Here is a 12,405-nt window from a genome sequence, read left to right on the forward strand (position 1 = left end):
GTAGGTCATTTCCCCTTCTTCAACTTGACGTACAACTGACAATTTAAAGGATAAATTATAATTTCGTTGGGTACGCCTTGCTACAGTCTTTCTCAATATTTTCATAAATAAGTCGATTTACTGTCAACTTATTTCAGGACGGGACAGAGAAATAAAAAAAAGGATCAACTTTCGTCGATCCTTTTTGTGCGGATGAAGGGACTCGAACCCCCACGCCCGAAGGCACTAGATCCTAAGTCTAGCGCGGCTACCAATTACGCCACATCCGCGTTGCGTTGATTGCGGTGCAAATATGAGTATTTTTTCTTTTCCGACAAAATCAAATCGTTAAAAAAATCTCACGAATCCCTTTAAAACCGCAAGATTCACACTCAAAATGCTGATTTTCAAGCTTGATTTTTTTTTGAGAAAAAAGAAGATTTATTGCAATTCAATCACTTTCATTACGAAGACACCAAAACATTCATGATGATCGTAGCTGTGCCCTACAATTTGATTCTGAGAATTCAAAACACCCTCCCAGGTATCCAGGTGGTATTCAAACTCTTTCTCGCAATCGAGCAGTTCTACTTTGGTTCCAGTTACACTAAATTTTTCTCCATCAAAAGTTCCTTCCACATCTTGCTGCACGCGAAATGGTGTTTCTCCTTCAATTCTCTCTGTGTAAACCACCACACCACTAATTTTTTCTCCCTCTTGTGTAAACTCGGCAAATCCTTCATCTTTACCAAATCCAAAATCTTCGTTAAACGACCAGCGACCTGTAATATTCTTTATCATCTTATAACAAATTCAATTTCGTGGCAAAGGTAGTAAAGTCCTTTATTCTGTAAAAAGAATCAGGTAAAAAGGCTTTAATTCAGGCTAAAATCAATCTCCAGTTTCGATACATTTAATATGCTTTTATCCAGTGTAAGTATGCATAACCTTTTCAGGTCTTCCAGTTCGCCAGGATGCAGCATAAAATTACACCCCCCTCCTCCAATTGGAATTACAATTTTTCTTTGATAAGGCGAATGTGCATTCTGTCTTAAGGCTTCGTTGATATCGATACTGTGAAGATATTCAGCAAATTGATAGTATTTATCACGTGTAGAAAAATTGATATTCATATTATTGAATTCCATATGTATCGACTGGCACGAATCACATTTGAACAGGCAGCCATTTGAAGTTCTATTGTATATCATATGCTTCTTATTTAGAATAATTATACAAAACTACGCTCCCGCAAGTATCAAATCAATACCAATTTATAGTGATATTTATGATCCTGTTCAATAGTCATTGCCAATTATTCATTCTTCATTGTCTATTGATATCTATAATTGCCTTATCTTTGTTCTTCCAAAATCGTGAGCAGGTAATTTGCCTGTACTCAATTTTAAATAATTTGTAATGATTGATCAATCTACTATATGCGCCATTTCAACTGCTCCAGGCAATGGAGCCATTGCGATTGTGCGCCTTTCCGGAGAAAATGCCATAGAAATATGTGAGAAAGTGTTTACTCCAATTAAAAAGAAAAATATTGTTGAGCAGAAAGCCAATACAGTGCATTTTGGTACCATTAATGATGATGATGAGATCATAGATGAAGTACTGGTGAGCTTGTTTAAAGCTCCTCACTCCTATACGGGCGAAAACTCTGTGGAAATTGCCTGTCATGGTGCTCCTTTTATTCAGCATCGTATTCTTCAGACTTTAATTAAGAATGGTGCCAGAACTGCAAACCCAGGAGAATTTACCCAACGCGCATTCCTGAATGGAAAAATGGATTTGTCGCAGGCTGAAGCGGTTGCTGATTTGATTGCCTCCAATTCTGCTGCTGCACACAAAGTGGCTTTACAGCAAATGCGTGGTGGTTTTTCAAGCGAAATTGCAGGATTACGAGAACGTTTATTGAACTTTATCTCATTAATTGAGCTAGAGCTAGATTTTAGCGAAGAAGATGTTGAATTTGCCGATAGAACACAGCTAACCAATCTTGTAAATGAGATTCAAAATCTGATTCAAAAACTGGTAGATTCATTCGAATTGGGGAATGTGATTAAAAACGGTGTTCCTGTAGCCATTGTTGGAAATACCAATGTTGGTAAATCGACCTTGCTAAATGCGCTTTTAAACGAAGACAGGGCCATTGTTTCTGATATTGAAGGCACAACCCGTGATGTAATTGAAGATACCATCAACCTGGGTGGAATCACTTTTAGATTTATCGATACAGCAGGTATTCGAACAACCAAAGATCGCATCGAAAGCATGGGAATTGAACGTACCTACAGTAAAATGAAACAGGCGCAAATTGTGATGCTATTGGTAGATGCCGATAGAGATATGGATCGAATCAATGAATCGATCGTAAGTGTCAATAAAACCATCGATCGTGCATCTCAACACCTGGTGGTATGCATCAACAAAATCGACTTGATTGAAAATCCACAGGAAATTGCCAAAAATCTAATTGGTTTGGAAGCGGAAGATAAGTTGCTCTTTATTTCGGCCAAACAAAAGCAAAATATTGATGCGTTAACCAATGAGTTACTGAAATCGGTGAACATGAGCAAAATTAATGAGCAAGATGTGATTGTAACCAACATCCGCCATTTCGAGGCTCTTCAAAATGCATTGGGAAGCATTCAACGCGTAAACGATGGTTTGCAAACCCAAATTCCAACCGATTTCCTTGCACAGGATATACGCGAATGTCTGCATTTCCTTGGCGAGATTACGGGAGATATCTCTACGGATGAAGTTTTAGGGAATATCTTTAAGAATTTCTGCATCGGTAAATAATCCCTCTCCGACAAAGATAACGAAAAAATTCCAAAAAAGCTAACTAGAACGCCTACAACCCCTTAGAGATAAGGGGTTTTTCTTTGGGCGTTTGCCGAAAACTTCCATTCTCAACTTTTCCCTACAAGTTTGTTATTAAACCTTTTTTTCGTAACTTGTAATTAACAACATCACTAAGTTAGTACAGTTTTTTGACTATGATTGACTAACTGATAATTAAATTTACAAGTAGACGAGAAAATGACTAGCAAATTAGAGATCGAAAAAACATGTCTTTGGTGCAAAGAAACCTTTGTTGCGCGTACAACAAGCACTAAATATTGCTCGCACAAATGCAACGGGCGTGCCTATAAGGAACAAAAGCGCCATGAAAAAATACAAAAGCATTTGCACCAGGTTCCGAAAATTTCTGATCCGACTTTAGACATTTTAAACACCAAGGAATTTTTGAAGGTGTCAGAGGTCTCTACCCTGCTTGGATTATCCCGTCAAACGATTTACAATCTCATTTACAGCGGACAGTTAAAAGCTTCCAAAATCTCTCCTCGTATTACGATCATCAAACGTAGCGATATTGATGAGATGTTTAAAAATGCCAAACCGGCTGAAATAAACCCTACCAAAATTACCAAGGAAGATGAGAAGTTTTATACGGTGGATGAGATAAAGAAGAAATTCAATGTTGGGGAATCCTGGCTCTACAGGATACTAAGGGAAAAACAAATACCAAAAATTAAGAGGTTCAAAAAGGCTTACTACAGCAAAACTCATGTAGACAAGCACTTTAAAAAGTTCAATTACTCTTCATTGAATGATATTAAGGATTGGGCTACAATAGAAGAACTCTGTGAAGAATTGAATACCACACATGCCGCTATTTGGACTTTTGTATCAACAAACGGGATTCCAAAGAAAAGAGATGGCCGTAAGAAGCTGTATTCCCGCCAACATGTATTAATTGCCAAAGGACTGGCCGGACAAGAAGAACCTGAATATTATACCACAGAGGAAGCTACAGAGAAATTCAATATTTCAAGAGACAGCCTGTATGGGCTGCTAAAGACATATAACATTACCAGGATAAAAGAAGGACGCTATATAAAGATATCAAAGATGGAATTAGACAATTTACTTAATCCTAAAAACAGAATACCATGACATGTACAAAAGTTTCTTTAAGACGAAGGCCCATATCCAGAGGGCGTTACTCATTACATCTCGATTACTATCCGGGCATAAGAAATCCCGTTACGATGCGAATCTCCCGGTATGAAAACCTGGGCATTTACATCTATCAATCTCCTAAAACAGCCATTCAAAAGGAGTACAACCAAGAAATGCTTCGGAAAGCTGAAGCCATTCGCTCCATTCGTGTGCAAAACCTGATCAACGAGGATTATGGTTTCCTTGACAAGCACAAATTAAAAGCCTGTTTTTTAACTTACTTCCGTGAAAAAGCATTAGCTAAAAACATGAAGTCCTTTAGTGCATACAAACACTTCGAGAACTTTGTAAAAGGCAAATGCACTTTTGAGGAGATCACCGTTCCTCTATGTCAACAGTTTCAGGCTTACCTTCTCCAGGCCAATAACCTGAAGCACAAAAGCAAAAAGCTGTCACAGAATTCCGCAGCCGCCTATTATTGCGTTTTCCGGTCAATATTGAAAATTGCTTACAGGGAGAAGTTGTTACATGAGAATCTGAACGAATACCTGGAAAGCACAGAAGTAGAAGATACTAAAAAGGAGTTTCTTACCCTGGATGAAGTAAAACTACTGGCCGATACACCATGCAAACATCCCGTTATGAAAAGAGCCTCCCTGTTTGCCTGTCTTACCGGTTTGCGCATGAGCGATATCATAAAACTTGATTGGGATGAAATCGTAATGGCTCCCGATGGGGAATACTGCATGCGTATTCGAACTGAAAAAACGGAAAAAGAAACCACCCTGCCCATCAGCAATGAGGCACTGGAACTATGTGGTGAACGTGAACCAGGGCTCGTATTTAAAGGACTCACCAAACACATGATCTTTGTACATGTACCCAAATGGGTAGCCCAGTCAGGAATTAAAAAGAAGATCACCTTCCACTGCTTCCGGCACACATTCGCCACACTACAGATTGCCCTGGGAACAGATATCTATACCGTGTCAAAGATGCTTGACCACAAAAACGTGACAACCACACAGATCTATGCCAACCTGGTAAATTCAAAGAAGCGGGAATCTGCCAATAAAATCAGCTTGAAATAAACATCTATACAATAACTAAAATTATTAGCCATGAACGAAGAACAAATTACATTCGAACAGCTACCCAAAGCAGTAGCAATTCTTATTAAAGAAGTAAGAGAATTAAGAGAGCTTATTGAATCCAAAAGGTCGGAGGAACCTCAAAAACGCAGACCTATTGGTGTTAAAGAGGCCTCCAAGATTATTATGCGGCCCAAGACCACCATATACCAGTATGTAATGAAAGGCCTTCTGCCCCACTTTAAAACCGGTAGAAGACTCTATTTCTACGAAGACGAGCTCATAGAATGGGTTGAGAGCGGCAAGAGGAAATCTCAAAAAGAGATCATGGAAGAGATTCACAATGAGATGAAACCCCAAAGAGGACGACCTTTGAAGCGTTAACAACTTCCTGATGATTGACAGGCCTGTTCACAACAGGCCTTCATCTGCAAATGAATAATAGGATTCACTTGTAAAAATTACATGATCAATCACCGGCAAATCCAGTAGCTTACCTACCTCAACCAACTTGCGTGTAATCTGCAGGTCACCTTCACTTGCACTGAGGTTACCTGACGGATGATTGTGCATTAGTATGATACCTGCAGCATTACACTTTAGTGCCACCTGGTAGACTAACTTTGCATCTACCGAAACACCTGATATGCCACCAATAAACAGATTTACGATTCCCAGAACCCTATTCGCACGTGTTAGCAACAACACTTTAAATGATTCCTTGTGATCAATGTCAGGGTCCCATGTAGGACAAACCAATTCATACACATCGCTAGAACTGTTGATTTTAGGCTGTTCCGTAACCTTTAACCTGTGTGAATATGAAACTGAAATCTCATTAAGTGAAAATAAACTAGTCATTTGATTCACCCCTGCCCTGGGGATTTATTAGGGCTTCTGGCACGCCATTAAATTTTGGCATGCCCCATTGAGCCGATTGGAATATTGTCAAGGGTGAATGTCTGTATTTTGATGGAACAGCTAAAAACTGACCGAATCCGGAGGACGGCTGGCAATTGAAAATTGGCATTCCCAGCCGCCCTTGACTTTTCCAATCGGCGATGAATAACTTTGGCACAATTTAATGGAGTGAGAGAGTTACCTTTTAAATGCTTGCTCTGCGTATTACCGCAAAAAGCACAAAAAAAACGGCCACCTAATTCGGTGACCGTTCCTATCTATATAAAGAATAGATTAATTTACTGCTTCATCAATAGCTTTACCCGCCTTAAACTTCACTACTTTCTTTGCGGCTATCTGAATCTCTTTCCCAGTTTGTGGGTTTCTACCGGTTCTGGCAGCTCTTTCTGAAACTGAGAATGTACCAAATCCGATTAATTGGGTACTTTCACCTTTTGCCAACGCCTCTTTAATTGCCTCTACCATTGCATTTACTGCATTCTCACTGTCTGCCTTTGTCAACTCTGCTTTTTCAGCAATCGCTGAAACTAATTCTTGTTTGTTCATATTTCTGTATTTAATTAAAACATGAAAGTACTAAAAAACCATATATAAATGGAGGACTATACCACTTTCATGCAGAAAGCCTAGGCCAAAATTTTTAATAATCCGATATAACATAGAATTCATTACCTGTTTTCTTAAGTAGTAAGTCTGTGGCGCCAAGTAATTTTAAATGTTCCTCCTCTTTAATTATAGCAGATTTAGAAATACCAGGCTGAACAACATAAATATCAAAATCGATTTGACAATATCCAGAAGTAAGCATATTCAAGATCGTTAGCATTTCATTACTTCCGCCTTTCTCATAGCGAGAATGTCTCCCTTGGCTTATCCTTTTTTCTTCTCGTCTCAACATATGATTGAGCAATTCAACCGCATAGTGCTTCCAATGGAAACTTCGTTGAGCCTGACCGCAAACCTCATACAAATCCTTCAAGCGTCCACCACTTTCAGTTTTACTTGAATACTTACAATGATACAGTTCAAAGAGCACTCTTCTGTCAGCAAAGTCAAAAGTTTTTATTGCGATTATATCGCTTGCTTCGTTTGCATCATCATCATCGAAAACAATACTGCAGTCGCTATTCGACTTTAACTTCTGGAGCATTCTGTATTGTATAGAATCAGACCTCTTCTCTTTTTTTTGTGACTCCTTTCTAATATCCACCCCATCCCAGTTTAATGGTAGTATTTTGCTACTGTCGAATATGCTAATTTTACCCTTAAAAGGGAAAAAGATGTTATTATGCATTTTCGAATTATCGTGAAACCAGATGACAGGAGGGAATTCTAAAAACAAATCCACCAAATCAATTTCAATTTTTGAGCGACGAATTTTTAATGGATAACCACTAATGCGCTTATATTCAAATCCTCGTGATTTATCATCGTCTTTTAAAACTAGCTGATATGTCGTAACAACCCCCTCCAAATCAACAGAAAACGTAATAGAACTACGATCATTATCAACAACATCAATCGGATAATCGGCAAGTGGAAAATCTCGATATTCAAATTTGGTTGGGTGACGATAAAACTCTTCATCCCACTTAATTGAAATTGGCTGTTTATCTACAGGCATTTCCTTCTTACGTTCCGGTTTCTGAATAAACTTAAATATATCTTCAGCATTAATCGATTCATCCAAAAGTTTATCTCCCATTTCATCACACCAACCACAAAAGTCAGGGATTGATTTCACAAGCTTCGTCCAAATGCGGCCTTTGGAAGAGCAACCAATTGTTACCTTTTCTCCATTTTCATATCCGACTCCGAATAAATTGGAGCTGGTCTTATTGTTGTCAAGTTCATCTAAACCACTGACAATCCCATTTCCTGCATACATTGTAAAGCTAATTGGACCATCCAGTACGGGCTTTAATCCCAGGTTGAAGAGTTCTAACTGAAAAATTCCGTCCAGACATCGGTATATGTTCGCTTCACAAAAAAGGTCATTATTGGCTCCACATATCGCATCAGCAAGCTTATTATGGGTCGAACCGTTGTTTGAACTGTTGATAAAAAGGAGTTTCTTTTCCCTATTTAGATAGATAAGATAAAGATCGTATTCACAATTAACCAAATCATCTATTTTCCCCCAATCTACAGGCTTAGTTTTCTTGGCAATTATAATTTGCAGGTCTTGTTCTTCATGCTCAACCGTAACTGTCTCGTATGTAGTTTCTGGAAAATATTTTGAGTGATTATCAGGTGTCCATTTAATTTTTGAATCATACAATTTAAAAACAACCGTACTCATAGCTGGCGTAATATTCCTGAAAGGAATTTTGTTAGGAATCTCAATCTCTGAAAAGTTTTTGAAGAAACTTTCCTCCTCAACTATGCCTTGAATAACATTTTCATTCGCATGGCGAATAATATTATCCCAATCCGAATCTTTCTGATATAGCTTACGCAAAGTACCCTTAAGCTTCGTATCAGTAATATTTGCAACTATTTTTGCATTTCCCAGCTTCAAACTAGATTCTCTGGTAAAACGACCAAAGAATTGAAATGATGTAGTAATATTTTTATGCAGATCATGCATTGCACAAATTTTCAATTGGGGAAGATCGAATCCTTCTCCTAACATATCCACGCAAATAATTATTTTATGAGATCCATTTTTAATTCTCTCAAGTATAGCTTTCCTTTCAGGCGCCGATTTTATACCACTATGAATAAATACCGGGTTTAAATCGGTGTATTTGGAATATATATCATTGTAAATCCTTTCAGCTTCATCCTTTTTATCAACACGAGCCATGAGTAGGTGGTCGTAACCTTTTTTACGATCCTCAATCAAAAGATCAACTGCTGTTTGAGCTATTTTCTCATCAGCCACCTGTTGGTTAAATTCCAGTATTGGATGGAAATCAATTTTTTTATAATAATTATCTTTTTGTGCCAGCGATAACGGGTAATTATATATTATATCACCAACTATACGTTTCTTATCATTTCGAAATGGTGTTGCAGTAAATAAAAGAACCTTTTTCCCAGCTGCTTCCAAGTTCTCCTTAATATATTTCCAGGTTGTTGCCTGACTATGATGAGCCTCGTCAACCACTAAATAATTGCACCAATCCAGAAATGCTTCTCGTATCTTTTCATCTCCATCTAGTATTTTTTTAATTAACTGCGGAGTTGATACAATTACATTACTACAGAGTATTTCATTTAAATCATCGAGAGATTTTAGGCCAGTATTAAGAGTACACACTTTTGGATTTAAACTCTTATAAGATGCAATCTGGAATTTAGGATCTTTGAGAACACCTAAGGTTTTGAATTTTTCTGAAATCTGAGTACGAAGCGAGTCAGATGGTACTATCACGAGTAAGCCTGAGCATTGCTCCGCTAAAGTAAGACAAAGCATTGTTTCTGTTTTGCCAGTACCTGTAGGCATTACTATCAATGCTGTTTTATTAGATGTACTCCAATGTGCCTGTATGGAATGCAACGCTCCAATCTGCGGTGGTCTCAGACCATATCTTACCACCTCCCCGTTCTTACCCTTTAACTCTTTCCTATACCTAAATGAATCCACCCATGAACTTTTAATTTCGGACGAATCCGGCACATTGACGTACAAAATTTCCTTTGCACATTTCGCCAGCGAATTCAGACTTTTATCCTCCATCCCACTAATATCAATGTAAAAAGCAGCATCATAATTTTCGGGGTAATTTGTTTTTTGAATAGAGAGAAAATAAACCTTGCCATTGGTAGATTTAAATATATATCCACTAAAATCAGATCCATTGTATTTTTCAATCATACCACTCTCAACACCAATGAAATATGAAACTTTATTCCCATTTAGTGTCTCCGTAATAGACAAATTGAACTCAACGATTACATTTTCATTTGGAAACAGACTTTGCATATGTTTAGATTTTGTGTATTTAGTTTCTTTGTAAGAAATGAGGATAAATTCAAAGTTAACAAAAATGATTAATTGATAACCAACACATTTCCCAATCATTTAAAACTATCGCATATCACTCAATTCATCCATATCCCATCGAAATTATTCTCATTTTTTCCACTCTCCCAACCAGGTAAAATTTTCTCCTTTCCACCCCACTTTTCCAAAAATCTGACGTTTTAGCATACACACTGAGCGAAAAAACAAGCACTTTTCACTCCATTTTTCGAATCTACACGAAAATATTCCGGATTGATAAAATACACTTAATTGATTATCAGGGACACTTTCAAAGTTTCCCGCCATTTTCGAGTCTACACGAAAATCGGCTTTACTCGTCTTCAATTTCCCGATAATTTTAAAACCACAGCTGGAAACTGTTTTTAAACAAGGCTTGTGTGGCCTGTGAAAGATAAACCAATAAATCCCTTTCATGTGAACACTTTAAAAACCGAAACAATTTGAAAATCTTAATACAGACAGTATGAATTTCAACGCAACAAACCAACACCACAAAAGCGGCTTACAAGCCTAGCACCTGCAGGAGGTGAGCTTGCAGGTGCCTTGAAACCAAACACCAATTTGTAAATGCACAAAAGCTGGGAAAATGCAAATCAACTACAACAACATCATCTTTATTATTGGGAATACCCAAAGCTGTTTTGTTTTTAATGTTGATTCGCAAGTTCTAAAGTTGGAACGCTCACTGCTCAGCATTTACAAAGAAGTTAAGTCGAACGGGTTTGTTCAGATCAATGACTTTGCCTTGATCAACGCAATGTTTGTTGTTCGAAAACATTCCGGTAGACGCATCACCCTCAAAGGTGGGAGCATACACAAAGTATCGCGAAAATTCTGGAAGTATTTTGATGATATGCCCGCTTAACTCAAATGGCGATGAGATCCGCCCAAGTAGTGCTCATATTTTCTTAATTCATTTAATTTTTTTGATATGAAACGAAAAAAAATAATGCTTAACGAGTCGAACCTCTTATCAAGGGATGAAGAGATGCAAATTAGAGGAGGTAAAAAAAGAGCTCGCTTGCGTATGGAAGACGGCACAAAAATCAAAGTCGTTATGAAGTAACGAGTTGCCCAACAATGAAAGCTCTGCTTTGCAGAGCTTTCAACACATTCTGCAACAGGATAGTATTTTAAGTTACCCTTAATAACAAACACTATGGACTTAAAAGTATTTTTAAACTGCTTCCCTCCTACAAGTCTTTATATGCCCTCAATCGGATGCCAAATACTTAGTAGTTATATTCGAGAAAAGGCAAATATAGAAAGTGAAGTAATCTATTGGAATCACTTGTTTCAAGAAAAAGAAAACCATGAGGATAATTTGTTTCAATCAGATTCTGACTTCTACAGGATCTTACCTTTTCTTGCCATTTTAACAGGGCAAGAAAATACGGAGGTTGTAAACCGTATTCTCCTAAAAATGCAAGAGTGTAACCCAAGCTTTAAGACATTAGGAGAAAATTACTATCGAGAAAAACTATCAAATCAAATATCACGCATATACGACACCATTGAAGCTGAAATAGAAAAACTACCCACTAACAGACAATTAATATTTGGAATTAGCGCAAAATTTGATTCATGGATTCCTGGAATAGTTGTAACGAAAGAAGTAAAAAAAAGAATCCCCAGTGCAATCTGTGTTTTAGGAGGACTTGAAGAAAAAAATGCCGCAAGTATTTTATTCAAAAAATACGATGTATTTGATTTTGCAATATGGGGAGAAGGTGAAGTTCCTTTAAACATGTTAATTGAATCAATTAAAAATAACAAGAACGACTTTTCAGATATTCCACGATTAATTTTCAGATCAAACCCGGAGGAAGCACAAAAAACGACAGAAGCAATTGACAAAACAGGATTTATTGATCTTAAGGATTATCCCCAAATCGATTATGGCAGCTATTTTCAGCAAGCAATAAACATAGACAAAAAGGAAATACAGTTACCAATAGAAATTTCAAGAGGCTGTAGGTGGAATAAATGCAATTTTTGCGCATTGAGTTGGGGTAACTCATACCGCACACAGAATTTTGAAAAAGTAATTGATCAAATTAAAGCGAACTATCAAACACATAAAATAGTCCGATACTTTTTCGTCGACAATGACATTGTTGGCAGGAACCTTATTCTATTTGAAAAGTTCCTTGACAGACTTATCGATCTTTCCTCGCATTTGGAAGTTGATTTTGACTTTCATGCAGATATCTTACATTTAAACTTCAACAAAGAACTAATTAAAAAGCTTTCACTCGCAGGTTTTAAAAGTGTACAAGTGGGATATGAAGTGTATGACGTCAAAACCAATTGGACAAATCGATACCTAAAATTAAGAGATACTTTTTGATCTTACAATAGCTTCATGACTACAACAAGCTATTGGCTTATGCATCCTTTTTTTGGATACTTATTTTAGAGAATTAGCCATGATCATGA

General features: G+C 37.3%; 12 protein-coding genes and 1 tRNA gene. 7 read left to right on the top strand and 6 right to left on the bottom strand.

Annotation, left to right across the window (positions count from 1 at the left end; all coding sequences use genetic code 11):
* Positions 1-187: 187 nt before the first annotated feature.
* The 3 genes from ELS83_RS21030 to ELS83_RS21040 all read right to left on the bottom strand — a co-directional run bounded on the left by ELS83_RS21030 (position 188) and on the right by ELS83_RS21040 (position 1,190).
* Positions 188-269: transfer RNA gene (locus ELS83_RS21030), tRNA-Leu, on the bottom strand.
* 151 nt (positions 270-420) lie between these two features.
* The gene (locus tag ELS83_RS21035; protein ID WP_171597521.1) at positions 421-780 is read right to left on the bottom strand and encodes a hypothetical protein; all 360 of its coding nucleotides are present in this window, start codon (positions 778-780) and stop codon (positions 421-423) included.
* 74 nt (positions 781-854) lie between these two features.
* Positions 855-1,190 carry a DUF6686 family protein gene (locus tag ELS83_RS21040; RefSeq protein ID WP_171597522.1) on the bottom strand — a complete coding sequence of 112 codons (336 nt, stop codon included), beginning with the start codon at positions 1,188-1,190 and terminating at the stop codon, positions 855-857.
* 208 nt (positions 1,191-1,398) lie between these two features.
* On the opposite strand from ELS83_RS21040, the gene mnmE reads away from it, so the two are divergent.
* From mnmE to ELS83_RS21060, 4 genes are all read left to right on the top strand, one after another.
* Positions 1,399-2,796: a tRNA uridine-5-carboxymethylaminomethyl(34) synthesis GTPase MnmE gene (mnmE, locus tag ELS83_RS21045; protein WP_171597523.1), complete on the top strand. Its 1,398-nt coding sequence runs from the start codon at positions 1,399-1,401 to the stop codon at positions 2,794-2,796.
* Between the two features lie 240 nt (positions 2,797-3,036).
* A complete protein-coding gene (locus tag ELS83_RS21050) occupies positions 3,037-3,954 on the top strand; it encodes a helix-turn-helix domain-containing protein (protein ID WP_171597524.1) in 918 nt (305 codons plus the stop codon).
* Positions 3,951-5,051 (top strand): site-specific integrase, encoded by a 1,101-nt coding sequence (locus ELS83_RS21055; protein WP_171597525.1) that lies wholly within the window; start codon positions 3,951-3,953, stop codon positions 5,049-5,051. Before ELS83_RS21050 ends, ELS83_RS21055 begins: the two co-directional genes overlap by 4 nt.
* Before the next feature lie 30 nt (positions 5,052-5,081).
* The gene (locus ELS83_RS21060) at positions 5,082-5,435 is read left to right on the top strand and encodes a helix-turn-helix domain-containing protein (RefSeq protein WP_171597526.1); all 354 of its coding nucleotides are present in this window, start codon (positions 5,082-5,084) and stop codon (positions 5,433-5,435) included.
* 27 nt (positions 5,436-5,462) lie between these two features.
* Here ELS83_RS21060 and ELS83_RS21065 read toward each other — a convergent pair whose 3' ends face one another.
* The 3 genes from ELS83_RS21065 to ELS83_RS21075 form a co-directional block, all read right to left on the bottom strand.
* Complete coding sequence (locus ELS83_RS21065; protein ID WP_171597527.1) at positions 5,463-5,912, bottom strand: JAB domain-containing protein; 450 nt, start codon at positions 5,910-5,912, stop codon at positions 5,463-5,465.
* 333 nt (positions 5,913-6,245) lie between these two features.
* Entirely contained in the window at positions 6,246-6,533 is a 288-nt protein-coding gene (locus ELS83_RS21070) for an HU family DNA-binding protein (protein ID WP_346728179.1), read from the bottom strand.
* A 79-nt stretch (positions 6,534-6,612) separates the two neighbouring features.
* Positions 6,613-10,002, bottom strand: coding sequence for a DEAD/DEAH box helicase (locus ELS83_RS21075; protein ID WP_216616738.1), 3,390 nt, complete (start codon positions 10,000-10,002; stop codon positions 6,613-6,615).
* Positions 10,003-10,552: 550 nt separating this feature from the next.
* Here ELS83_RS21075 and ELS83_RS21080 point away from each other — a divergent pair.
* From ELS83_RS21080 to ELS83_RS21085, 3 genes are all read left to right on the top strand, one after another.
* Positions 10,553-10,831, top strand: a complete 279-nt coding sequence (locus ELS83_RS21080; RefSeq protein WP_171597529.1) for a hypothetical protein — start codon at positions 10,553-10,555, stop codon at positions 10,829-10,831.
* A 66-nt stretch (positions 10,832-10,897) separates the two neighbouring features.
* Positions 10,898-11,032 carry a hypothetical protein gene (locus tag ELS83_RS22495; protein ID WP_283242763.1) on the top strand — a complete coding sequence of 45 codons (135 nt, stop codon included), beginning with the start codon at positions 10,898-10,900 and terminating at the stop codon, positions 11,030-11,032.
* 93 nt (positions 11,033-11,125) lie between these two features.
* Complete coding sequence (locus ELS83_RS21085) at positions 11,126-12,316, top strand: B12-binding domain-containing radical SAM protein (RefSeq protein WP_171597530.1); 1,191 nt, start codon at positions 11,126-11,128, stop codon at positions 12,314-12,316.
* Positions 12,317-12,405: the final 89 nt, after the last annotated feature.

This window comes from Marinifilum caeruleilacunae, from assembly GCF_013141825.1.
GTDB lineage: Bacteria > Bacteroidota > Bacteroidia > Bacteroidales > Marinifilaceae > Marinifilum > Marinifilum caeruleilacunae.

Bases quoted from the DNA above. Each gene is read 5' to 3' on its own strand.
- ELS83_RS21060 (WP_171597526.1), top strand. From the start codon at position 5,082: ATGAACGAAGAACAAATTACATTCGAACAGCTACCCAAAGCAGTAGCA.
- ELS83_RS21065 (WP_171597527.1), bottom strand. From the start codon at position 5,912: ATGACTAGTTTATTTTCACTTAATGAGATTTCAGTTTCATATTCACAC.
- ELS83_RS21085 (WP_171597530.1), top strand. From the start codon at position 11,126: ATGGACTTAAAAGTATTTTTAAACTGCTTCCCTCCTACAAGTCTTTAT.
- ELS83_RS21050 (WP_171597524.1), top strand. From the start codon at position 3,037: ATGACTAGCAAATTAGAGATCGAAAAAACATGTCTTTGGTGCAAAGAA.
- ELS83_RS21040 (WP_171597522.1), bottom strand. From the start codon at position 1,190: ATGATATACAATAGAACTTCAAATGGCTGCCTGTTCAAATGTGATTCG.
- mnmE (WP_171597523.1), top strand. From the start codon at position 1,399: ATGATTGATCAATCTACTATATGCGCCATTTCAACTGCTCCAGGCAAT.
- ELS83_RS21075 (WP_216616738.1), bottom strand. From the start codon at position 10,002: ATGATTGGGAAATGTGTTGGTTATCAATTAATCATTTTTGTTAACTTT.
- ELS83_RS21035 (WP_171597521.1), bottom strand. From the start codon at position 780: ATGATAAAGAATATTACAGGTCGCTGGTCGTTTAACGAAGATTTTGGA.
- ELS83_RS22495 (WP_283242763.1), top strand. From the start codon at position 10,898: ATGAAACGAAAAAAAATAATGCTTAACGAGTCGAACCTCTTATCAAGG.
- ELS83_RS21080 (WP_171597529.1), top strand. From the start codon at position 10,553: ATGCAAATCAACTACAACAACATCATCTTTATTATTGGGAATACCCAA.
- ELS83_RS21055 (WP_171597525.1), top strand. From the start codon at position 3,951: ATGACATGTACAAAAGTTTCTTTAAGACGAAGGCCCATATCCAGAGGG.